Origin of the sequence: Curtobacterium sp. MCBA15_001 (genome assembly GCF_001864835.1) — a bacterium.
Lineage (GTDB): Bacteria > Actinomycetota > Actinomycetes > Actinomycetales > Microbacteriaceae > Curtobacterium.
The window spans coordinates 26014-46888 of sequence record NZ_MJGI01000006.1 but is presented as its reverse complement, the minus strand read 5'-3'; the positions used below and the strand labels follow the sequence as shown (position 1 = coordinate 46888).

At 71.5% G+C, this 20875-nt stretch carries 24 protein-coding genes and 2 tRNA genes; 11 read left to right on the top strand and 15 right to left on the bottom strand.

Translation table 11 applies throughout. The features are described 5' to 3' along the window. Positions 1 to 22: 22 nt before the first annotated feature. Positions 23 to 865, bottom strand: a complete 843-nt coding sequence (locus BIU90_RS02960; RefSeq protein WP_071298753.1) for an NAD(P)H-binding protein — start codon at positions 863 to 865, stop codon at positions 23 to 25. Between the two features lie 87 nt (positions 866 to 952). Then, a complete protein-coding gene (locus BIU90_RS02955) occupies positions 953 to 1654 on the bottom strand; it encodes a hypothetical protein (protein WP_071298752.1) in 702 nt (233 codons plus the stop codon). A 48-nt stretch (positions 1655 to 1702) separates the two neighbouring features. On the opposite strand from BIU90_RS02955, the gene BIU90_RS02950 reads away from it, so the two are divergent. Continuing rightward, positions 1703 to 2560 (top strand): acyl-CoA thioesterase II, encoded by an 858-nt coding sequence (locus BIU90_RS02950; RefSeq protein ID WP_083403669.1) that lies wholly within the window; start codon positions 1703 to 1705, stop codon positions 2558 to 2560. Positions 2561 to 2609: 49 nt separating this feature from the next. Here BIU90_RS02950 and BIU90_RS02945 read toward each other — a convergent pair whose 3' ends face one another. The 5 genes from BIU90_RS02945 to msrA all read right to left on the bottom strand — a co-directional run bounded on the left by BIU90_RS02945 (position 2610) and on the right by msrA (position 6364). Further along, entirely contained in the window at positions 2610 to 3092 is a 483-nt protein-coding gene (locus BIU90_RS02945) for a thioesterase family protein (RefSeq protein WP_071298751.1), read from the bottom strand. A 6-nt stretch (positions 3093 to 3098) separates the two neighbouring features. After that, positions 3099 to 4784 carry an energy-dependent translational throttle protein EttA gene (gene ettA, locus BIU90_RS02940; RefSeq protein ID WP_071298750.1) on the bottom strand — a complete coding sequence of 562 codons (1686 nt, stop codon included), beginning with the start codon at positions 4782 to 4784 and terminating at the stop codon, positions 3099 to 3101. Between the two features lie 52 nt (positions 4785 to 4836). Then, on the bottom strand, positions 4837 to 5439 hold the full coding sequence (locus tag BIU90_RS02935; protein ID WP_071298749.1) for a single-stranded DNA-binding protein: 603 nt from the start codon (positions 5437 to 5439) through the stop codon (positions 4837 to 4839). Between the two features lie 144 nt (positions 5440 to 5583). Next, positions 5584 to 5796: a hypothetical protein gene (locus BIU90_RS02930; protein ID WP_071298748.1), complete on the bottom strand. Its 213-nt coding sequence runs from the start codon at positions 5794 to 5796 to the stop codon at positions 5584 to 5586. Between the two features lie 40 nt (positions 5797 to 5836). Next, positions 5837 to 6364: a peptide-methionine (S)-S-oxide reductase MsrA gene (msrA, locus tag BIU90_RS02925; RefSeq protein WP_071298747.1), complete on the bottom strand. Its 528-nt coding sequence runs from the start codon at positions 6362 to 6364 to the stop codon at positions 5837 to 5839. A 198-nt stretch (positions 6365 to 6562) separates the two neighbouring features. Here msrA and BIU90_RS02920 point away from each other — a divergent pair, with 198 nt between their 5' ends. After that, positions 6563 to 6829 (top strand): hypothetical protein, encoded by a 267-nt coding sequence (locus tag BIU90_RS02920; RefSeq protein ID WP_071298746.1) that lies wholly within the window; start codon positions 6563 to 6565, stop codon positions 6827 to 6829. Between the two features lie 102 nt (positions 6830 to 6931). After that, positions 6932 to 8176: a hypothetical protein gene (locus tag BIU90_RS02915; RefSeq protein ID WP_071298745.1), complete on the top strand. Its 1245-nt coding sequence runs from the start codon at positions 6932 to 6934 to the stop codon at positions 8174 to 8176. Positions 8177 to 8339: 163 nt separating this feature from the next. Here the strand turns inward: BIU90_RS02915 and BIU90_RS02910 are convergent. Then, positions 8340 to 8412 (bottom strand) — tRNA-Arg (locus tag BIU90_RS02910). 14 nt (positions 8413 to 8426) lie between these two features. Then, complete coding sequence (locus tag BIU90_RS02905; protein WP_071298744.1) at positions 8427 to 9011, bottom strand: AAA family ATPase; 585 nt, start codon at positions 9009 to 9011, stop codon at positions 8427 to 8429. Between the two features lie 523 nt (positions 9012 to 9534). Between BIU90_RS02905 and BIU90_RS02900 the strand changes: the two genes are divergently transcribed. The 3 genes from BIU90_RS02900 to BIU90_RS02890 are packed head-to-tail and all read left to right on the top strand — an operon-like array spanning position 9535 to position 13027. Then, complete coding sequence (locus tag BIU90_RS02900; RefSeq protein ID WP_071298743.1) at positions 9535 to 10425, top strand: NTP transferase domain-containing protein; 891 nt, start codon at positions 9535 to 9537, stop codon at positions 10423 to 10425. Continuing rightward, positions 10422 to 11294, top strand: coding sequence for an N-acetylneuraminate synthase family protein (locus tag BIU90_RS02895; RefSeq protein ID WP_071298742.1), 873 nt, complete (start codon positions 10422 to 10424; stop codon positions 11292 to 11294). The genes BIU90_RS02900 and BIU90_RS02895 overlap by 4 nt, the downstream gene beginning before the upstream one ends. A gap of 41 nt (positions 11295 to 11335) precedes the next feature. After that, on the top strand, positions 11336 to 13027 hold the full coding sequence (locus BIU90_RS02890; protein WP_071298741.1) for a DUF6716 putative glycosyltransferase: 1692 nt from the start codon (positions 11336 to 11338) through the stop codon (positions 13025 to 13027). Here the strand turns inward: BIU90_RS02890 and BIU90_RS02885 are convergent. Then, complete coding sequence (locus BIU90_RS02885; RefSeq protein ID WP_071298890.1) at positions 12968 to 13231, bottom strand: thiol reductase thioredoxin; 264 nt, start codon at positions 13229 to 13231, stop codon at positions 12968 to 12970. The two genes, BIU90_RS02890 and BIU90_RS02885, sit on opposite strands and share 60 nt — an antisense overlap. 29 nt (positions 13232 to 13260) lie before the next feature. Beyond that, positions 13261 to 13551 carry a hypothetical protein gene (locus tag BIU90_RS02880; protein WP_071298740.1) on the bottom strand — a complete coding sequence of 97 codons (291 nt, stop codon included), beginning with the start codon at positions 13549 to 13551 and terminating at the stop codon, positions 13261 to 13263. 61 nt (positions 13552 to 13612) lie between these two features. Here BIU90_RS02880 and BIU90_RS02875 point away from each other — a divergent pair, with 61 nt between their 5' ends. From BIU90_RS02875 to BIU90_RS02855, 5 genes are all read left to right on the top strand, one after another. Then, positions 13613 to 14047 carry a MarR family winged helix-turn-helix transcriptional regulator gene (locus BIU90_RS02875; protein ID WP_071298739.1) on the top strand — a complete coding sequence of 145 codons (435 nt, stop codon included), beginning with the start codon at positions 13613 to 13615 and terminating at the stop codon, positions 14045 to 14047. Positions 14048 to 14112: 65 nt separating this feature from the next. Further along, a complete protein-coding gene (locus BIU90_RS02870; protein WP_071298889.1) occupies positions 14113 to 15318 on the top strand; it encodes an MFS transporter in 1206 nt (401 codons plus the stop codon). 450 nt (positions 15319 to 15768) lie between these two features. Next, the gene (gene orn, locus BIU90_RS02865; protein WP_071298738.1) at positions 15769 to 16407 is read left to right on the top strand and encodes an oligoribonuclease; all 639 of its coding nucleotides are present in this window, start codon (positions 15769 to 15771) and stop codon (positions 16405 to 16407) included. Between the two features lie 67 nt (positions 16408 to 16474). Then, a tRNA-His gene (locus tag BIU90_RS02860) sits at positions 16475 to 16550 on the top strand. Between the two features lie 276 nt (positions 16551 to 16826). Beyond that, positions 16827 to 17171 carry a metallopeptidase family protein gene (locus BIU90_RS02855; RefSeq protein WP_071298737.1) on the top strand — a complete coding sequence of 115 codons (345 nt, stop codon included), beginning with the start codon at positions 16827 to 16829 and terminating at the stop codon, positions 17169 to 17171. 33 nt (positions 17172 to 17204) lie between these two features. On the opposite strand, the gene BIU90_RS02850 is transcribed toward BIU90_RS02855, so the two are convergent. From BIU90_RS02850 to BIU90_RS02835, 4 genes are read right to left on the bottom strand one after another with little or no spacing between them, the layout of a single operon-like run. Continuing rightward, positions 17205 to 17753: an ATP-binding protein gene (locus tag BIU90_RS02850; RefSeq protein ID WP_254786932.1), complete on the bottom strand. Its 549-nt coding sequence runs from the start codon at positions 17751 to 17753 to the stop codon at positions 17205 to 17207. Next, a complete protein-coding gene (locus tag BIU90_RS02845; RefSeq protein WP_083403638.1) occupies positions 17746 to 18627 on the bottom strand; it encodes an energy-coupling factor transporter transmembrane protein EcfT in 882 nt (293 codons plus the stop codon). The genes BIU90_RS02850 and BIU90_RS02845 overlap by 8 nt, the downstream gene beginning before the upstream one ends. Continuing rightward, positions 18624 to 20237, bottom strand: a complete 1614-nt coding sequence (locus BIU90_RS02840) for an ABC transporter ATP-binding protein (RefSeq protein WP_071298736.1) — start codon at positions 20235 to 20237, stop codon at positions 18624 to 18626. Before BIU90_RS02840 ends, BIU90_RS02845 begins: the two co-directional genes overlap by 4 nt. Beyond that, entirely contained in the window at positions 20234 to 20845 is a 612-nt protein-coding gene (locus BIU90_RS02835) for an ECF transporter S component (RefSeq protein ID WP_254786931.1), read from the bottom strand. Before BIU90_RS02835 ends, BIU90_RS02840 begins: the two co-directional genes overlap by 4 nt. Positions 20846 to 20875 lie beyond the last annotated feature (30 nt).

Below are 20875 nucleotides of genomic sequence, written 5' to 3'. Positions count from 1 at the left end.
TCCCGTCCGTCGTGTGGTGGCGTCAGCCGGCGTACGAGCCGGTCGCGAGCTCCTGCAGCAGCGGCGGCCGCGTCGGCGCCCAGCCGTAGGCGCTCCGGGCGTGTGCCCCGGAGCACTCCTGGTGCATGAGGAGCGCGTCCGCGGAGGCGGTGCCGAGCCGCTCGCGCGAGGCGTCGACGCTCTCGGCGACGACCGGGGAGCCGTGTGCACCCGCCTCGGCGATCTCGCGCACCGTCGGGTTGTCCCCCGTCGCGGCGAGCACGTACCCGTCCTGTTCGCCGCGCTCGACGGCCAGCGCGTACAGGTCGCCGACGTCGTCCACGTGCACGGTGGCCCAGCGCTGGGAGCCGTCGCCGACGAGTCGGACCTCGTGCGCACCGTCGCCCACGAACATCGCGGGGATACCCGCTCCGTGGCCGTACACGATGCCCGGGGCGACGATCGTGCTGTGGACGGCACTGGCCCGGGCAGCGCCTTCGTTCGGGCCACGCCACGCGGTCATCGCGGGCGGTGCGACCGGCGACTGCTCGGAGATGTCCGTCGAGTTGCCGAAGGTGAAGATGCCACCGGTCAGGACGAAGGGCTTGTCGGTGCCGTCCAACGCTCGGAGGACGGTCGCGACGAAGTCCGGGTCGAGCTCCTGGGTGCTGGCGGTGTGGACGACCGCGTCGGTCTCGTGGGCGAGCCGCTCGACCACGGCGGAGTCGGAGACGTCCGCGACCACCACGTGGGCGCCGGCGTCGCGGACCGCCTGCGCCTTCGGCTCGGAGCGGACGATGGCGGTCACCTGGTGCCCGCGGGCGACCAGGGAGCGGAGGACTGCTGAGCCGATGTACCCGGACGCGCCGGTGAGGAAGACGTGCATCCGCCCAGGATGGCAGAGCCGGGTTGTGCTGGTCCGGGTCGTGCTGGTCCGCGTTGTGCTGCTCCGGGTCGGTCCTCCTGGTCCGGGTCAGATCGACAGGCTCCAGGCCCGCCGCTTGACGAGCACGTGTCCGCGGGAGGTGGTGAGCCGGCTCCACGGGCCGGTCTCGAACAGTCGCACCGGGTCGTGCCCGAGGAACCCGAGGCTCTCGCCGGCGAACCCTGCGCCCGCGGGGACGTGCTCGATGCCCTGCACCGGGCGACCCCACACCTCGGACCGGATGCGACGCACGATCGCCTCACCCGCGTTGGCGGGGACGGCGTCGGCGACCTCGGCGATCCCGGCCTTGGCGGCACGGCGGAGCAGCTCCGGCGAGACGTCCGGCAGCGGGACCCATCCACCACGCGGCGGGGAGATCGCCGCCCACGTCACCGTGGCGACCTCGTGCGGGAGTTCGACCTCGACCGGGGTGGCGCGGGTCGGGTCGGCGCCCTCGGCACCCTCGGCGTCGTGCGCCTCGGCGAGCAGGCGGAGGCGTTCGCGGAAGGACGCGAGCGGGACGACCGCGTCGATGGTCGCCGGCTCCGTGAGGGAGAACGTCCGGAGGCCCAACACCGTGGGGAGCTCGTCGAGCAGGCCGAGGGGGTACATGATCGCGGTGTAGACGGCAAGCACCCCCGAGTCCGCGATCAGGCGGACCGAGCCGTCCTCGACGCGGGCAGCTCGGGCGAGGTACGTGCGGAGGTCGCCCAACGAGGCGGCGTCGGGCAGCGTGAACGAGGTGCTCATGTCGGTGTCGATCCTAGCGGGACGGTCCTTTCGTAGACTGCGGGGGTGGTGATCGGTGAACCGGAATTCCTGCGGACCCTGCGACTCGAGGACACGGGCGCGGCGACGCGCGAGCGTGTGTTCACCGGCGAGAACCACTGGTCGCCGAACGGCCGCGTGTTCGGCGGCCAGGTCCTGGCGCAGTGCATCGTCGCCGCGCAGGCGACCATCGACGACCGTGCGATCCACTCCGTCCACGGCTACTTCCTGCGCCCGGGCGACATCCACACCCCGATCACCTTCGGCGTCGAGCAGATCCACGACGGCCGCTCGTTCGCCACGCGGCGGGCTCAGGCGTACCAGAAGGGCGTGCCGATCTTCTCGATGATCGCGTCCTTCCAGACCGACGATGCCGGGGTCGAACACCAGGACCCGTTCCCCGTGGACATGCCGGCGCCGGAGTCGCTGCCGACCGCGGCGTCCGTCCTCGCCACGATCGACCACCCCGTCGCGCGGGCATGGGCCGAACGGGCGATCGACCTGCGGCACGTCGAGGGTCCGGTCTTCGTGGACGTGCAGGGCGAGCACGTCCCGCACCAGGCTGTCTGGTTCCGGGTGCAGGGCGACCTGCCCGACGACCCGGGCCTGCACCGCGCGGTGCTGGCCTACGCGAGCGACCTGTCGATCCTCGAGCCGATCATGCGGCGGCACGGGGTCGCCTGGGGAACGCCCGGGGTGAAGAGCGCGAGCCTGGACCACGCGATGTGGTGGCACCGCGACGGCCGGGCGGACGAGTGGATCCTGTACACGCAGGAGTCTCCGAGTGCCCAGGGCGGCCGTGGTCTCGCGTTCGGCCGGATGTTCTCGCAGGACGGGCGTCTGCTGGCCAGCGTCGCCCAGGAGGGCATGATGCGGATCCCGCGCTGACCGCTGGACCGCTGACCGCTGACTCGCGCCCGCGCCCGCGCCCGCGCTGCTACGGGCGCGAGAAGATCACGGCAGGCTCGATGTAAGGCGCGCACGCTGCCCGCTCGACCTCGGTCAGGCGCCGCGGGCGGTTGGTCGCCGTGTCCACCATCACCAGCGTGGTCGTCGCCCGGGTGTACAGCTCGGCGGGCTCGTGTCCGACGGGTGACCAGACCTCGTACGAGATGTCGAGGCTCGCACCCCCGACGTGCCCGATCCACAGCTGGATGTCGAGCGGCCGCCGGAAGTACGGGGTCGATGCCAGGTACTCGAGACGCTGTGCCGCGATGACCGTCATCGTGCCCGATCCGGGCCGACCGTCGATGATCGGCTCCGGGGCGGATCCCGACGCGTCGACCTCGTCGGGATCCGGTGCCCAGAACGCGAGCACGCGGGCTTCTTCGAGCAGCCGGAGCATCGCCGAGTTGTTCACGTGCCCGTAGGCGTCGATGTCACTCCAGCGGATGCGGACCGGCGTGTGCAGCCTGGCCACGCGGGGTCAGTCTCGCGTGAGCTTGCGGTACGTGGCGCGGCCGGGCTTGGCTGCGTCGGCACCGAGGCGCTCGATCTTGTTCTCCTCGTAGGCCTCGAAGTTGCCCTCGAACCAGTACCAGTTCGGCGTGCCGTCCTCGTTGAGGCCTTCCCACGCCAGGATGTGCGTCGCGATGCGGTCGAGGAACCACCGGTCGTGCGTGATCACCACGGCGCACCCGGGGTACTCGAGCAGTGCGTTCTCGAGCGACCCCAGCGTCTCGACGTCCAGGTCGTTGGTCGGCTCGTCGAGCAGCAGCAGGTTGCCGCCCTGCTTGAGCGTCAGCGCCAGGTTCAGACGGTTGCGCTCACCACCGGACAGGATGCCGGCACGCTTCTGCTGGTCCGGGCCCTTGAACCCGAACTGCGACACGTAGGCCCGCGAGGGGATCTCGGTCTTGCCGACCTGGATGTAGTCGAGGCCGTCGGAGACGACTTCCCACAGGTTCTTGTCCGGGTCGATGCCGCCGCGGCTCTGGTCGACGTAGGAGATGTCGACCGTCTCACCGATCTTCAGCGTGCCGCCGTCGAGGGGTTCGAGGCCGACGATCGTCTTGAACAGCGTGGTCTTGCCGACACCGTTCGGGCCGATGACGCCGACGATGCCGTTGCGGGGCAGCGTGAACGAGAGGTCGCCGATGAGGACCCGGTCGCCGAACTGCTTGTGCAGCTTCTCGGCGTCGATGACCTGCGAGCCCAGACGCGGGCCGACCGGGATCACGATCTCCTCGAAGTCGAGCTTGCGCGTGCGCTCGGCCTCGGTGACCATCTCTTCGTAGCGGGCAAGGCGCGCCTTGGACTTCGCCTGGCGGCCCTTGGTGTTGCTGCGGACCCAGTCGAGCTCGGACGACAGGCGCTTGGCGAGCTTGGCGTCCTTCTTGCCCTGGACCTCGAGGCGAGCGCGCTTCTTCTCGAGGTAGGTCGAGTAGTTGCCCTCGTAGGGGTAGAGGCGGCCGCGGTCGACCTCGGCGATCCACTGTGCGACGTGGTCGAGGAAGTACCGGTCGTGGGTCACGGCGAGCACGGCACCGTGGTACTGCTGCAGGTGCTGCTCGAGCCAGAGCACGCTCTCGGCGTCCAGGTGGTTGGTGGGCTCGTCGAGGAGCAGCAGGTCGGGCTTCTGCAGCAGGAGCTTGCAGAGGGCGACACGACGCTTCTCACCGCCCGACAGGTGCGTGACGAGCTCGTCCCCCGGGGGGCACTGCAGCGCGGCCATGGCCTGCTCCAGCTGCGAGTCGAGATCCCACGCGTCGGCGGCGTCGATCTCTTCCTGCAGGGTGCCCATCTCGGCGAGCAGGGCGTCGAAGTCCGCGTCCGGCTCGGCCATCAGCGCAGAGATCTCGTTGAAGCGCGCGACCTTGCCGTGGATCTCGCCCACGCCTTCCTGCACGTTCTCGAGCACCGTCTTGGTCTCGTCGAGTTCGGGTTCCTGCATGAGGATGCCGACGGAGAAGCCCGGCGTGAGCTTCGCTTCGCCGTTCGAGGGCTGGTCGAGACCGGCCATGATCTTCAGGATCGTCGACTTGCCGGCACCGTTCGGCCCGACGACGCCGATCTTGGCGCCGGGGAGGAACGACATCGTGACGTCGTCGAGGATCAGCTTGTCGCCGACCGCCTTGCGGGCACGGACCATCTGGTAGATGTACTCAGCCATATCGCGGTCAAGTGTAGTGACACGACCGACAGAACGTGACGGTGCGAGCACGTCAGGCTGCTTCCTGGTCGGACATCGTCGTCGGCGCAGCGTGGTCAGGGTCCTGGTGACCGTGGAGCCGGTCGGTGGCCGAGGCCGCGGCCGACGGCTCCGGCAGGTCGTCGTCGTCGAGGTCGATGCCACCGGGGACCGCGTCGTCACCGGACTCGTGCCCGTGATGGCCCGCATCGCCGACCTCGCCGGTGACCGGGTTGACGACCGGCCCCGTGCCCGGTGCCGCCGTCGCTTCCGAGGCGTGCCGCGGGACCTTGATCCAGTTGCTGATGCCCCACGCCAGGTCCTGTCCCATGGCCTCGGCATCGATCTCGACCGAGGTCCCGCCGCGTCCGTCGCGCTCCCACGTGCGGATGCGGACCCGCCCGGTGACCAGGATCCGGTCCCCCTTCTTGACGGACTTGTGGACGTTGGCGGCCAGGGAGCGGAACGCGGTGACGGTGAACCAGTTGGTGGGGCCGTTGGTCCACACGGAGTTCGCGCGGTCCCACCGGCGTGACGGTGACGCGAGCCGCATGCTCGTGATGGCGATGCCGGTCTCGGTGACGAGGTGACGGGGTTCGGTCGCGACGATGCCGCAGACGGTGATGGTGTCGTTCATGGCACCGATCGTGATCGAGCCCCGGACCGCGATGCGGGCCGGGGCTCGATGTGTGTGGTGTGGGACTGATCAGGCGACCTGTGGAGGACGAGTCCCCCGGGCCTCCAGACCGTGTCCAGCTGACCGTCGTGACGGTCGTCGGGATCAGTGGGCGTGGAACTCCGGTCGCGACGCGAGCGGGCCGAGCGCCTTGTGGACCGCGCCCTTCGCCGTCTCCAGCGACGGGTAGAGCCCGCCCCGGCTCGCACGGTGTCCGTAGAGTTCGACCCGGAAGCCGCCCGGCTCACGGTGGATGCTGCCCACCGCGCCTGCCGGTCCGACTGCGACCCAGGTCTCCGTCATCGTGTCGTTCGTCATCGTTCGACCACCTCCTCGTGGTTCCCGACGCCTGCTCGTGCTAGGACGCCAGGATGTACTGACTGTAGGCCTTGCGGACCTTGTTCACCTTCGGCAGCGCGACTGCGAGGCAGTAGCCCTGACCGGGGTTCTTGGCGAAGAAGTCCTGGTGGTACTCCTCCGCCCGGTAGAACGTCGTGAGCGGCTCGATCGTCGTGACGATCCCGCCGTCCCAGATGTCCGATGCGCGTTCGACCGCCTTCTCGAACAGCGCGCGCTGCTCGTCGTCGGCGGGGAACATCGCGGAGCGGTACTGCGTGCCGACGTCAGCGCCCTGCCGGTTGAGCTGGCGCGGATCGTGCAGCGTGAAGAAGACGTCGAGGATCACGTCGGCCGGGATGACCGACTCGTCGAACGTGACGGCGACGGCCTCGGCGTGACCGGTGGCCCCGGTGCAGACCTGCTCGTACGACGGGTTGGCCGCCGATCCGCCGATGTAGCCGGACTCCACGTCCTGCACACCCTGGAGCGTGCGGTACACGGCGTCGAGACACCAGAAACATCCACCTGCGAGCACGAACGTGGTCATGAGCACAACCTATCTTCCTGGCCTGGTGAACAGGCCCGAGTTCGGGATACGTCCTCCACAACGCCCGACCCTCGCCCGGTGTTCCCCAGGTCCGCGATCGCGCTCCCGCGTGTCGGAGGTCGTCCGTAGCGTCGTCCCCAGAACGGCAGGGGCGACACACCGGCCGTCACCACCTCGACATCGAACAGGAGGCACCCGATGCAGACCGTCACCGAACCCGAACTGCGGATCCGGACCGCGTCGCCCGTCGCACGCTCTCGCGGCGACCTCCGCGTGCTCGACGTGCGCGACGACCTGTCCCGCGTCACCCGGGCGAACGGCGAGATCGTCGGGTACGTCGACCGCGTCGACGTCGCGGGCGACACCGCCTACCGCGCGCGCCGGTACGTCGCGGCCGAGCGTCGGTTCGTCGAGCTCCCCAACGTGTGGTCCGCTGACGATGCGGTGGACTGCCTCCGCTGGTGACCGCACGAGGTCGATGTTCCACATGCGAACCATCTCCCGCAGGTTGCGGGAACGCCGTCCGACCTCCCTCAGAACTGACGATCTCGTGGATATGGTGCGCGCATGGACTGGTGGAACGACTTCAGCGACTGGACCTCGACGGACACGGGCTGGCGAGTGATCTCCGGCGCCCTGATCCCCTTCGTGGCGATCGTCGTCGCCGGCGTCGTCGCGGCGCTCATCGGCCGCGGTGCCACCAAGCGCGTCGTCGCTCTGCAGGAACGCGAGGCGAAGAACGCTGCCGTCGCCGCGATCATCACCGCGGCGCGCAAGGCCGCCACCTGGGGCGTGCTCGGGCACGACGAGCGTGCCTACGCGGACCACCTGGCCGAGGACGCCGACATCCGTCTGCGACTCCTGCCGATCGCGGGTTCGCCGATGGCGGCGAACTGGGCGCAGCACGAGATCGCCGACATCAAGAAGAACTCGTCGACCTTCAACTTCCAGGCCGAGCAGTCCCTCGCCGAGTTCCGTGACCGCATGCTCGAGTGGCAGTCCCGTCCGAACCGTGCGCGCAAGTTGTTCAAGAGCGACCTCGAGCGGTGGAAGTTCGAGTCGCCGGATCCCGACGCGGACCTCATCCGTCGCCAGCAGGACTGGAGCGCCGACCGCGCCGACGCCAAGCAGCCGGCAGCACCGGCAGCTGCTCCGACGCCGACCACGACCTCGTTGCGTCCGGCGCCGATCCGCCCAGGAGGCCCCGCCGCCTCCGCTTCGCCGGCTCCGGCCGGCGCGGCCGCGGCCACGGCCGTGCTCGCTTCGAACGGATCGCCCGCGTCCGCCGGCACCCCGACCGCCGCACCGCGGGACCCGAACGCCACCACGCCGATCTCGGACGACAGCTCCGTCGACCAGGGCGTCACGCAGCCCTACGGTTCGGCGCAGGGCCTCACGCGTCCGTACGGTTCAGCCCAGGGCGTCACGCGTCCGTACGGCGACGACCAGGTCGCTCCGATCCGTCCGGCGCTCGGGACTCCCGCCCGCACCGACGGTGTCCCCGACGATGTCGAGCGCGACGACCGTCACGATCAGGACAATGCCGACGTGGTCGACGACGACGCGAACGGCTCGTCACGGTCGGACGTTCCGCGGTCAGACGTTCCGCGGTCGGACGTCCCGCGGTCGGACGTTCCCGAGCGGCAGCAGTTCGGTGGCGAGCGCGACCGAGGCGACTCAGACGCTGGCCCGGTGCTCGACGACGATGCTCACACCGACGCCGACAAGACCGGCGACGACGCCGCGGATGCGTCGCCGTACACGCAGCCGATCAGCGCGAACGAGCTGCGTCGGAACCACGACGACGATTGACGCACACCAGCACACGACGAAGGCCGCTGCCCCGCTGGGGTGGCGGCCTTCGTCGTTCGCGGTGTTCGTGGGACTCGGTCAACGGCGCTCGTCGTCGGCGCTCGTCGTCGGCGCTCGTCGTCGGCGCTCGTCGTCGGCGCTCGTCGTCGGTGCCCGACGTCAGTGCCCCCGGCAGGAATCGAACCCGCGGCACGGTGGGTAGAAACCACCTGCTCTATCCACTGAGCTACGGAGGCGGACGCCGACGATTCTATTCCGAGGTGCGGGTTCGGCGTGCATCTCGCTCACGACCCAGGCGCTCGACGAACGCATCGATCTCTGCCTGGGAGCGGAGGCGGACGACCCGGAGATGTGGAGCGGAGCGTTCGACCGCCGGCACCATCGTGCGCATCTTCCCGCGGGTCCGGATGCCCCAGCGGACGATGTGGTCACGGTTCGTGAAGAACGTCCAGAACGGCGGTTCGACGTTCCCGTTCCAGAGCGCGGTGCGGTGCACGCGTCGGCGGACCGTGCGACGGAGCAGCCGCCAGAACGCGACCGGGATCGGGAGGTCGAGCCACACCAGCGCGTCCGCGCGTTCGGCCAGCAGCTCGCGCACCTGGGTGTACTGCCATTCAGTCACCCATGCCGGAGCCGAGGTGTAGGTCTCCACCTCGGCTGCGAACGACGGACGGGCTGTCCATCCCGGGCCGTGGTACAGGCTGTCGATCTCCGTGTGCGGGACGCCGAGTGCTGCTCCGACACGACCGGCGGTGGTCGTCTTGCCGACGCCCGTCGTGCCCGCCACCAGGACGCGTCGTGGTGGCGGGTCGATGACGTCGAGCGGCCCGAGCATCCGTCGACCTTACCGAGAGCCCCGGGCCCGTGGCCGCTGCCGAGGGCCCCGGGTTCTCGCCCTTCCTCTCTCGCCAATCCGCCCTCGCCCCGCGCACCCCCGCGCCATGCGCCCCTCGCCTCTCGCCTCTCGCGAACGGGCGAAATGCCGCAGCGCGCCGCCCGTCCACCCCGACGTTCCGCCCGCTCGCGCAACACTGGCCCGCCGTTCGCCCATCGCACCCCCGCCCGCTCGTGCAGGACGGGCCCGCGTCGAACCCGCCCTCGCGCCCGCGCCCTCCCTCGCCCCCACGCGCGCCACCTGCCGAGCGGGCGGAATCCCCCACCGGCATGACGTCCGTACCGCGACGTTCCGCCCGCTCGCGCAACCCGCGCCCGCGCCCGCGCCCGCGTCGCGCCGCGCTCGACCACCCGCCCCTCCCCGACCCCTCACCCCGCCCCCGCGGAGCCCCGACCAATGCCGTTGGGGTGCTGCTTCCCCGACGTTCCCCTCCAGGTCACGCGGCCTGCCTAGCGTCCTGGACATGAGCAACGTGCGCGTCGTGGCGGTCGTCCCGGCGCGGGCCGGTTCGAAGGGCATCCCGGGGAAGAACCTGCGCCCGGTGGCCGGACGGTCCCTGGTCCGCCGCGCCGTCGAGTCCGCCGGTGCAGCGCGCCTGGTCGACGCGGTCGTGGTCTCGACGGACGGCGACGCCATCGCGGACGAAGCCCACGCTGCTGGCGCACGAGTGGTGCGCCGGCCCGCTGACCTCGCCGGTGACGAGGCCAGCTCGGAGTCAGCCCTCCTCCACACCCTCGACGAGCTCCACGCCGACGGGATCGACCCCGAGGTCCTGCTCTTCCTCCAGGCCACCTCGCCGTTCACCGACCCGGAGGACCTGGACGACGCCGTCGCTCGCGTCCTGGGCGGATCGGCGGACGCCGTCTTCGCGGCGGCACCGTCGCACGCGTTCCTGTGGCGCATCGACCACGACGGGCGCGCCGTCGCCGTGAACCACGACGCGTCGACGCGCCCTCGCCGCCAGGACCGACAGCCGGAGTACCGCGAGACCGGGGCCTTCTACGCGATGCGCGTGGAGGGGTTCCGCCGGCACCGGCACCGGTTCTTCGGTCGCGTCGAGGTCGTTCCGGTCGATCCTCGGGGCGCGATCGACATCGACGACCCATCCGACCTGACGCTGGCGTCCGCGCTCGCCCCGCAGCTCGACCCTCGCGCGCAACGGCGCCGCACACCAGCGCAAGAACCGACCTCCGCAGAACCAAACGCACAACCAGAAGCAGAACCAAGCGCACAACCAGAAGCAGCACCAGCGCAAGAACCGAAGCCACCAGAACTCAACGCACAGCCCCCAGCACCCACAACCGCCCACGATCCCCAACGCTGGCCACTGGCCACGACGAACGGAGCACCATGACGGTCACCATCGGCACGTCGACGATCGGCGCGGGCCACCCCGCCTACCTGATCGGCGAGATCGGCCTCAACCACAACGGCGACGTCGAGATCGCCAAGCAGCTCATCGACGTGGCGGCGGACGCGGGGCTGCAGGCGGTCAAGTTCCAGAAGCGGACCCCGGCGATCTCCACCCCGGAGCACATGAAGAACACCCCGCGCAGCACCCCGTGGGGCGAGATGACCTACCTGGAGTACCGCTACCGCGTCGAGTTCGACCGCGACCAGTACATCGAGATCGGCGACCACGCAACGCTGCGCGGCCTGGACTGGTTCGCGTCGCCGTGGGACGAGCCGAGCGTGGACTTCCTCGAGGACCTCAACGTCGTCGCGTACAAGATCGCCTCAGCGTCGGTGACGGACCTCGGGCTGCTGGCGGCGGTCGCAGCGACGGGCAAGCCGGTGATCCTGTCGACGGGCATGTCGACGCTCGAGCAGATCGACCGCGCGGTCTCGGCCCTGGGGACCGAGCGGCTCGTCCTCATGCACGCGACGTCGACCTACCCGCTGCCCGCCCACGAGGCGAACCTGCGCATGATCGACACCCTGGCCCAGCGCTACTCGGGCGTGCCGGTCGGGTACTCCGGGCACGAGCCCGGCCTGCAGATCTCCGTCGCGGCCGTGGCGCTCGGAGCGACGGCCATCGAGCGGCACATCACCCTCGACCGCACGATGTGGGGCTCGGACCACGCGGCCTCGCTCGAGCCGCACGGGCTCGCCACGCTTGCCCGCGACGTCCGCATCATCGAGAGCGCCCTCGGCGACGGCGTCAAGCGCGTCATGCCCGGCGAGCTCGCTCCGCTCGCGAAGCTGCGCCGTATCGACGCGTGAGCGGTCCGGCAGACGGTTCCGTCCCTCCCGCCGGGAGGCGCGTGGTCGGCATCGTGGACACCGACTCGTTCGCGAAGTGGGGCGCTCACCTGCTGTCGGCAGCCCCGGCTGCCTGGTCGCTGGAGCTCCTCGTGGTGGCGACCCCGCGCACGGCGAGCCCCGGCCAGCTCCGCGCGGCGTTCCGCGGGCTCGACGAACGACTCGCGCACCTGAGTGCTACTCCCCCGGCCCCGCTCGACGTCGACGCGATCGTCGAGCGGCTCCGCGTGGATCCGCCGGACGCGGTCCTCGTGTCGACGATCGGCCCGGTCGCCGAGCTGCTGATCGACGAGGTGCACCGGCGGGTGACACCACGCCCGGTCCTGATGACCGGGCTGCCCGGGATCTCGTTCCCGTCGAAGTGGAAGGGCGTGTTCTCCCGTGCCCGAGCGGACCTGTTCGTGCTGCACAGCCACCGCGAGGTCCGCGCCTACGACGCCCTGGCGACCGAGAACGGTGTGACGCCGTTCTTCGCGCTCGCCACCCTGCCGTTCGCCGTGAGCTCGAGCTCGAGCTCGAACCCGAACGCAGCGCCGGGCCAGGACCCCCGGAGCCCAGCCCCGGACTCCGTGGTCTTCGCCGCGCAGCCGAGCGTGCCGGCGTCCGAGCACGACCGCGCCCAGGTCGTCGCCTGGCTCGCGGAGACCGCCCGTCGCCACCCGACCTGGCGCGTGGTGGTGAAGACCCGGGCGGTCGCTGGCGAGCACCAGACGCATCGCGAGACCTTCGCGTACGCCGACCTGGTGCCCGAGGACGCCCCGCCGAACCTCGTCGTCGAGACGGGTCCGATGGCCGCCCACCTCGACCGCGCTGTCGCCCTGGTGACGATCAGCTCCACCGCGGTCCTCGAGGCCGCTGCCCGCGGGATCCCCGCGCTGACCCTGACGGACTTCGGCGTCGCGCGGTCGCTCATCAACGAGGTCTTCGTCGACAGCGGCCTCGAGGGCGACGCCGTCGACCTGGTGGACGGTCGCTTCGGCACCGTCCGCGCCGCGTGGATGACGGACAACTACTTCCACGCGGGATCGGACGACGACTGGGTCCGCCGGACCGAGTCGCTCATGCAGCACCGCGACGCCGGGGCCCTGGTCGACCGACCGGCTGCCCGAACCAGCCGCGGTGGTGCGCTGCGTCGGGCATGGGAACGGAAGAACGCCCTCGGCTCGGCGGACCGTTCGGCGCTCGGCACCGTGGCGTTCGCGATCGGCGCCCCGATCCGCACCGTGAAGCGATCGGCCCGGTGGTTCGGACGCCTCGTCGCACCCCGCCCGCATCCCCGAGCGGGCGAGATGCCAGCGTCCGTCGGCGCCCCCACCACGGCATTCCGCCCGCTCGCGGAAAGCCCGCTCACAGGTAGCTCGCCCGCAGGAAGCCCGCCCGCGGAAAGCCCGCCCGCAGGAAGCCCGCCCACATCCGCGAGCGGGCGGAATGCCAGCGTCCGCCGCGGGACCCACCACGGCATTTCGCCCGCTCGCTTGAACGGCGGGGACCGCACGAGGAGCGGGGACGGCACGGGGCACGGCACGAGGGGCGAGGTCGGGGGCGTTGACGTGGCGGTGGGCCCAGCGCCTGCTGGAGTGAAGCCGGACCGGCGGTCGACCGGGCCAGCCGGGACGGGCCTCCAGGCCGGGACGTCAGTCGACGGCGCGCGCGACGGCCAGCAACAGCTGGTCGCGGGACGGGACGCCGGGTGAGCGGAAGACCTCGGCCCCGTCCGACCGCCGCACGATGATCGTGGGGGTCGAGCGGATGCCGAGGTCCTCTGCGTCGTCGGGGTGTGCCGCGACGTCACGTTCGGTGAGCACGAGCCCGGGAACGATCCGTGCCGCGTCGGCGGCCACCCGGCGGGCGGCGGCGCACGGCGCGCAGAAGGCGGAGGTCCAGAGGTCGAGCTGCATGCCCACCTGCAACGTCGCGCGGGGTCGGACTACTCCCGGTCGAACTCGCCGGAGCGGTCGCCGCGGTCCTGGAGGTCGTCGACCGGGTCGGACTTGTCGGGCTCGTAGGTGTAGTCGACCGAGGTCTGGTCGAGCACGTGGCGGGTGTGCGTGGCCTTGTAGGTGAAGGCCGTCTGCAGCCCCTCGACGTCCGCGAACACCGTGACCTCGTCCTCGACGCCGTCAGCGGTGGCGGTGCGGGTGTCCGTCTGACCGTCGAACGGGCCCTCGTGGTAGATGGCGGTGTACTCGTCGCCCTCGTGGATGGTGTTGTCGCTCATGCCGTCCTGTCTACCAGGGACACCTGTTGCCCGATCTATAGCATTGCTATATAGTTAGTGCATGGAATCAACGCGCGAGCAGACGATCGAGACGCTCCTCGTCTCCGTCAACCGGCTGATCCGCACCGCCCTGCAGTCCACCGGGAACACCACGTCGCAAGCGGTGTGGCGCACGCTCGGCATCCTCGAGTCCGGGGGAACGCAGCGGCTCGGTGAACTCGCCAAGGCCTCGCGGGTGTCGCAGCCCACGATGACCCGGCTGGTCGCGGGCATGCTCGCCGACGACCTGGTCGTCCGGTCCGTGGACCCCGACGACTCCCGCGGGCAGCGCATCGCGCTCGCCCCGGCCGGCGCCGAGCGGCTCGCCGCCTGGCGCGCCACCCTCACCCACACCGTCGGGCCGCTGTTCGCGGACCTCGACGAAGCGCAGTGGGACGTCCTGCACGAAGCCTCGGCCCTCATCGCATCGAGGACCAGATCGGAGATCACCGCGTGAACGCGCACGCACCGGCACAGACCGGCTCATCGGCACAGACCGGCTCGTCGGCACAGACCGGCAGCATCCTGAAGCAGTCCAAGGCGGTCTGGGCGATCGCCTTCGCCTGTGTCGTCGCCTTCATGGGCATCGGCCTCGTCGACCCGATCCTCCCGGCCATCGCGGGATCGCTCAAGGCCACGCCCGCGCAGACCGAGCTCCTCTTCACCAGCTACCTCGCCGTGACCGGTGTGGCGATGTTCTTCACGAGCTGGGTGTCGAGCCGCATCGGGCCGAAGCGCACGCTGATGATCGGTCTCGGCCTGATCGTCGTGTTCTCCGTGCTGGCCGCCGTGTCGAACGACGTCTGGACGATCATCGACTTCCGCGCGGGCTGGGGACTCGGCAACGCGCTGTTCATCTCCACCGCACTCGCCACCATCGTCGGCGCGGCATCGGGCGGTACGGCTTCCGCGATCATCCTGTACGAGGCCGCGCTCGGGCTCGGCATCGCGATCGGCCCGCTCGTCGGTGGGCTGCTCGGGTCGGTCAGCTGGCGCGGCCCGTTCTTCGGTGTGACGACGCTGATGGCGATCGCGTTCATCGCCGTCGCCGTGATGCTGAAGTCCTCCAGCCTGGAGAAGCCCGTCCCGACGAAGCTCTCCGCACCGTTCCGCGCGCTCGGTCGTCCGGCGCTGGCTGCCCTCGCCGCGACCGCGCTGTTCTACAACATCGGCTTCTTCGTCCTGCTGGCGTACACCCCGTTCCCGCTGGGCTTCGGTGCGCTCGGCATCGGGTTCACGTTCTTCGGCTGGGGCGTCGGCCTGGCGGTCACGTCCGTCTGGGTCGCTCCGATGCTGACCGCCCGGCTCCGTCGGACCACCGTGCTCCGGATCGCGCTGCCGCTGCTGGCGCTCGACCTGTTCGCCGCGGCCGTCGTGGTGCGGTCCCAGGTCGGCCTCATCATCTGCGTGATCATCGGCGGGCTGGTGCTCGGCGTGCTCAACACCGTCCTGACCGAGTGCGTGATGGAGGCCACCGACCTCCCCCGCTCGGTCGCGTCCAGCGCCTACTCCGCGGTGCGCTTCATCGGCGGCGCGATCGCTCCACCCGTGGCCACGCTGCTCGCCGACGCGTACTCCCCTGCTGCTGCGTACGTCTTCGCGGGGGCGTCCGTCACGGTGGCCTTCGTGGTGACGCTGGTGACGGCGAAGGTGCTCCGGCGCGTGGACGACGGCGAGGAGCCCGCACGGGTCGAGGCCGAGGCGATCGGCGCGGGCGAGATGGTCTGACTCGGGCGCGCGCGGGCGCTGCTCTGCGGCTTTTCGTGAACGGGCGAAATGCCGGGGTCCTCTCGAGGAGGGCGCTGGCATTCCGCCCGTTCGCGCGTCTGGCGGCGCGAGCTCGGTCCCCGCGGACGAGCGCGTCGGCGGGCGCGCGCCCGGAGCGCGAACGGGCGGAAGCGCGGGGTCCGGCGGCCGTCCCACCCCGACATACCGCCCGCTCGCGGAGCGAACGGGCCACAAGCGAGCGGCCGGAACGGGACCGGGGCGCGGGGCGCGACCGCTTGGAGGCCCGGGAGCGGTCCGGCGGACCGGCACCGGGCCTCCAGACGGCAGGGCCCCACGGCGGACCAGCACCGCACTCCGCGCACACACGCCCGCCGACACGACACCCGGCACACGTCCTGTCCGTCCCCACCCGTCCTGGCGACCACCGGAGGCGGGAATAGGATCGTCGGCATGGCAACCGCGAATGACCGCCTCGTCTGGATCGACTGCGAGATGACGGGCCTCGACGTCGAGGTCGACGAACTCGTCGAGGTGGCCGTCGTCATCACCGACTTCGACCTCAACCCCGTGCACCCCGGGTTCGACATCGTGATCAAGCCCGACCAGTCGGCGCTCGACAACATGAACGAGTTCGTCACGAACATGCACCAGACCTCGGGCCTGTCCGAGGAGATCCCCAACGGCGTCTCCCTGGCGGACGCCGAGTACCAGGTGCTCGAGTACATCCTCGCCCACGTCCCCGCCGAGGGTGCCGCTCCACTGGCAGGCAACACCATCGGCACCGACCGGGCGTTCCTGGCGAAGTACATGCCGCGAGTCGACGGGCACCTGCACTACCGCAGCGTCGACGTGTCGAGCATCAAGGAGCTCTGCCGCCGCTGGTTCCCGCGCGTGTACTTCAACGCCCCCGAGAAGCACGGCGGACACCGGGCCCTCGCGGACATCCTCGAGTCCATCCGCGAACTCGAGTACTACCGCCGCGCCGGCTTCGTCGCCGACCCCGGCCCGTCCACCGAGGACGTCCGCGCGGTCTCCGCCGAGGTCGTCGCCGCCTGGGCCCCGCGCCTGGCACAGCAGCCCGCCGAGTAGTGTCCCCCGGCGCCGTCAGCATGTACTACTATTGAGTGGTTGCTTCCGGCTCGCCGGGGTGAACATGGTGGATATAGCTCAGTTGGTAGAGCGCCTGGTTGTGGTCTAGGAGGTCGCGGGTTCGAGACCCGTTATTCACCCCAGTGCTGATGAAGATCAGTCGAAGGAGAACCCTGTTGCGTAACGCAACCGGGTTCTCCTTCTGTGTTTGTTGGGCCGCCTCCGGCGGCGTGCGGCTTCGCCGCTGGCGCGAGCTTCGCCGCGGGACGCAAGCCATCCGCCCGAGAAACTGCAAGACACGGCGCCGGGTCGGGCGGGAGGCTCGGGGCTCGTCCGGCACGTCGGACTGCGGAACGCAGATGGCTGGTCCGCATCACGAGGCGGGGCGCCCAGGCGGGTGTGCCACGATCGGGTCCGTGATGGAGATGTCCGCCGAGGCGTTCGAGCAACTCGTGACCGACGAGCTCGACCTGCTGCCCGACGCGATGGTCGACAGCCTCGACAACGTCGTCTTCGTCGTCGAGGACGAACCGGAGGACGGCTCCGACCTGTTCGGCATCTACGACGGCGTCGCGGCCACCGAACGCGGCCAGTACGGCTTCGGCGAGCTCCCCGACCGCATCGTGGTGTTCCGCAAGCAGCACCTCGCCGAGTGCGACACGATCGAGGAACTCCGCGACGAGGTGCACACCACCCTCGTGCACGAGATCGGGCACTTCCACGGCATCGACGACGAGCGCCTGCACGAACTCGGCTGGGCGTAGCGAGCCCGAGCCACAAGGCAGCCGAGCGGACCGCTACGACCGCAGCACCACCTCGGCCAGGGACGCGGGGTCCTCCCGGGCGATGAACGCGTCCTCCTGCGCCGCCCACCGCTCCCACTCGGCCGCGAAGACGGCACCGTCCCGGTCCAGCGCCCGACGCTTCCGCACCGCGTCGTCCGCTGCGAGCCACACCCGCACCGACGCCATCGGCGCGGACGCCCGCGACAGGGCCCCGCACCCCTCGACCACGATCGGCGCGCCGGGGTCCAGCGACACCCAGTCCCCCGGCGCCGAGGCCGCCCAGTCCCACCGCCGGTAACCGGAGGCCGTCCCGAGCACGTCACGCGGAACTGCATCGGCGGCAGCACGCAGACCGTCCCACCCCGGGTACACGTCATCGAGGTGTACGACCCTCCACCCGAGCGCCGCGCCGAGCGCATCCCCCAGCGTCGTCTTGCCCGTCCCGGAGCGCCCGTCGACCAGGACGACGGACCGACGGCCGGCGGCAGCAGCCGACCGCGCGCGCGAGGCGAGTGACGTGACGGCGGCGAGCCGAGCCTCCAGGCCGTCCGTCTCAGGCACGCCACGTCCCCGCTGCCACCGACACGGCGATCGCGACCACCCCGATGCCGACCAGCAGCGCGAGCGTCGCCCACTCCCGGCCGGCGAAGCGGGCCGGACGCGCCCACGAGCGCGTGCCGGGCGCACCGAACCCGCGCGACTCCATCGCGACCGCGAGCGTCGTGGCCCGGCGGAGCGCGACGATCAGCAACGCGAACGCCATCGAGGCGCCTCGTCGGACGCGGCTGCCGTCGCCGAGGCCCCGTGCGCGTCGGGCCATCGCGATCTGCCGCCAGTCCTCGCCGAGGAGGGTCGTCATCCGGATCGCCGCCAACGCGCCGAGCACGAACCGGGCCGGCAGCCGCAACACCTGCGCGAGTCCGTCGGCCAGGTCCGTCGGGTCCACGCGGATGAACAGCGCCACGCCGGGCAACCCGACCGCGAGCACGCGGAGCATCGTCGCGAGGGCCAGCTCCAGCGAGCCGTCGGTGACGTGCGCGAACCCGACGTCGAACCACACGCGCCCCGAGGCCTGCCCGTACAGCGCGATGCTCACACCCGTCAGCGGGACCGCGAGCAGCACCGGCGACGTGCGGAGCAGCAGGGTGCGGACGGGCAGGCGCAGCAGGGGCGCGAGGGCCAGCTCGATCACCAGGGCGACGGTCGCCGAGACGACGTCCAGGCTGAGCACCAGGCAGACGCCGAGGCCCAGCACGCCGAGCAGGACCGCGACCGGCTGGACGGTGCTCGGTGTGGTGGGGGCTGCGTCGGGACGGTTTTCGCTGTTGCGTCGGTCCGGTCGGTCTGGTCGGTCCTGTCCGCCCGGTCCGTCGTCGCGTCGGCCTGGAGGCCCGGCTCGGCCGGTCCCGTCGACGCGCGTGGTCGGGGCGGTCACGGTGCGTGCTCCGTGGCTGCGTGTTCCGTGGCTCGCTCGGTCAGGCCGGTCGGCGTGAGCACGAGTTCGCGCGCGTCGAGGGCGCGGACCAGGTCGCGGTCGTGGGTGACGGCAACGACCGCGGTGCCGGCGTCGGCCAGCGCTCCGAGCCGCTCGGCGACGGCCTGCCAGGTGGCACGGTCCTGCCCCGAGGTCGGTTCGTCGAGCACGACCACCGCCGGCCGGGTCGCGACGACGGTGCCGATCGCGAGCCGTCGTTGCTCGCCGCCGGACAGCGTGAAGGGGTTCGCGTCGGCGAGGTGCGCCAGACCGAAGGCCTCGAGCAGGTCGTCGACGCGGGCGGTCACCTCGGCCGGGTCGGTGCCGAGGGCGATCGGGCCGGCCTCGAGCTCCTGGCGGACCGACCGCGCGACGAACTGGTGCTCGGGGTCCTGGAACACTGTGCCGATCCGGGTGGCGAGTTGCTTGCTGCCCCAGCCGTGCGGGGCGGTGCCGTCGACGCCGCCGAGGGAACCGGCAGCGGGTCGCAGCAGCCCGGCGAGCGTCAGGCCGAGGGTCGACTTGCCGACGCCGTTCGGGCCGGTGACGGCGATGACCTCGCCCGCGCGGACGGTCAGGTCGATGTCGTGGCCGACCGGCTGCCGGCGGCCTCGGGCGGTGGCCAGCCCCTGCGCGACGAGGAGTTCGGCGCGGGCTCCGGTTGCGTCCGCGTGCGCGAGCGGGCGGAGTACCGGGGTCGCTTCGGGGTCGGACTGCGGCATTTCGCCCGCTCGTGGTGGCGCGGGGTGGGGCGGGGTGACGGGGTGGGGTCGGCGGGCGGCCCCGCGCGCCGGTTCGGCGCCGGGGACCCAGACGCCGGCGGCGGTCAGGGCGGACCCGTGCTCCCGCAGGACCTCGGCAGGCGGACCGTCGGCCAGGACACCGGCCCCGGGCGCGAGCAGCACCAGACGGTCGACCAGGTCGAGCCAGGTGCCGATCCGGTGCTCGACGACGAGCATCGTGGCGCCGGAGTCGTCGAGGAGTGCCCGGACGGCGTCGTGCACCTGCCGGACGCCGTCGGGATCGAGGTTGGCGCACGGCTCGTCGAGCACCAGGGCTCCTGGGCGCATCGCCAGCACCCCGGCGAGCGCCAACCGCTGCCGCTGCCCGCCGGACAGTCGCGTGGTGGAGCGGTCGAGGGGCAGGTCGAGGCCCACGACCAGCAGGGCGGCGCGCACCCGGTCCCAGGTCTCGGCGCGCGGGACGCCGAGGTTCTCACACCCGAACGCCACGTCGTCGCCGACCCGGGACATCACCGTGTGCGCCTCCGGGTCCTGCATGACGAGACCCACGCGACCGCGAGCGGCCTCGGGCGGGAGACCGTCGACGAGCACCGAACCCTGCACGGCTGCGGCGGTGTCGTCGTCCGGATCGGGTTCGTCCGGCAGCACGGCGGCGACGGCGCGGAGGAGCGTCGACTTGCCGGCGCCGGACGCCCCAACGACGGCGACGCGCTCCCCGGGCGCGACGACCAGGTCGAGTCCGCGGACCGCCCAGTCGTCGCGCTCGGGGTAGCGCCAGCCCCAGTCGCGGAACTCGATCCGGGCGGGGCGACCGCCCGTGTGCGTCACGCCGCCGAGGTGGGGCGGCGCCGGGCGTGCTCGCGGCCGGCGGCGAACGAGGACAGCACGCCGGTCCGGGCGAGCGCTCGGGCGAGGAGCCACGAGCCCAGTCCGGCGATGACGGCGCCCGAGACCACGCCGCACACGACGTAGACGAGCTTGAACGCGGGGTCGAGTCCCGGGTACGAGATCACGATGTCGTTGAGCCCCATCGCGAGGCCCGCTGCTGCTCCGGCGAGCAGGACGACGGGCAGCCGCCAGACCCGGTACAGGAACAGTGCGAGGACGATCTCCGCGCCGAGACCCTGGACGAGTCCGGCCTCGAGGGTGCTCCATCCCCACTGCGTGCCGAACAGGGCCTCGACGCTCGCGGCGACCAGCTCGGCGAAGAGCGCGGCTCCGGGCTTCCGGACGATGATCGCGACGAGCGGACCGGCGAGGAGCCAGACCCCGCCGAAGAGCGCCTGGGTGCCGGGCAGCAGGAGCGCGGTGCCGGCGGCGAGCGGCTCGTAGCCGAACTCCCAGAGCTTGAAGACGACGCCCACGGCGACGGCCAGGACGCTGGCGACGACGATGTCGACGACCCGCCAGCGGAGCGGACGGCGCCCCGTGGACACCGTGGTGGACGGAACTGCTGATGACGTGCC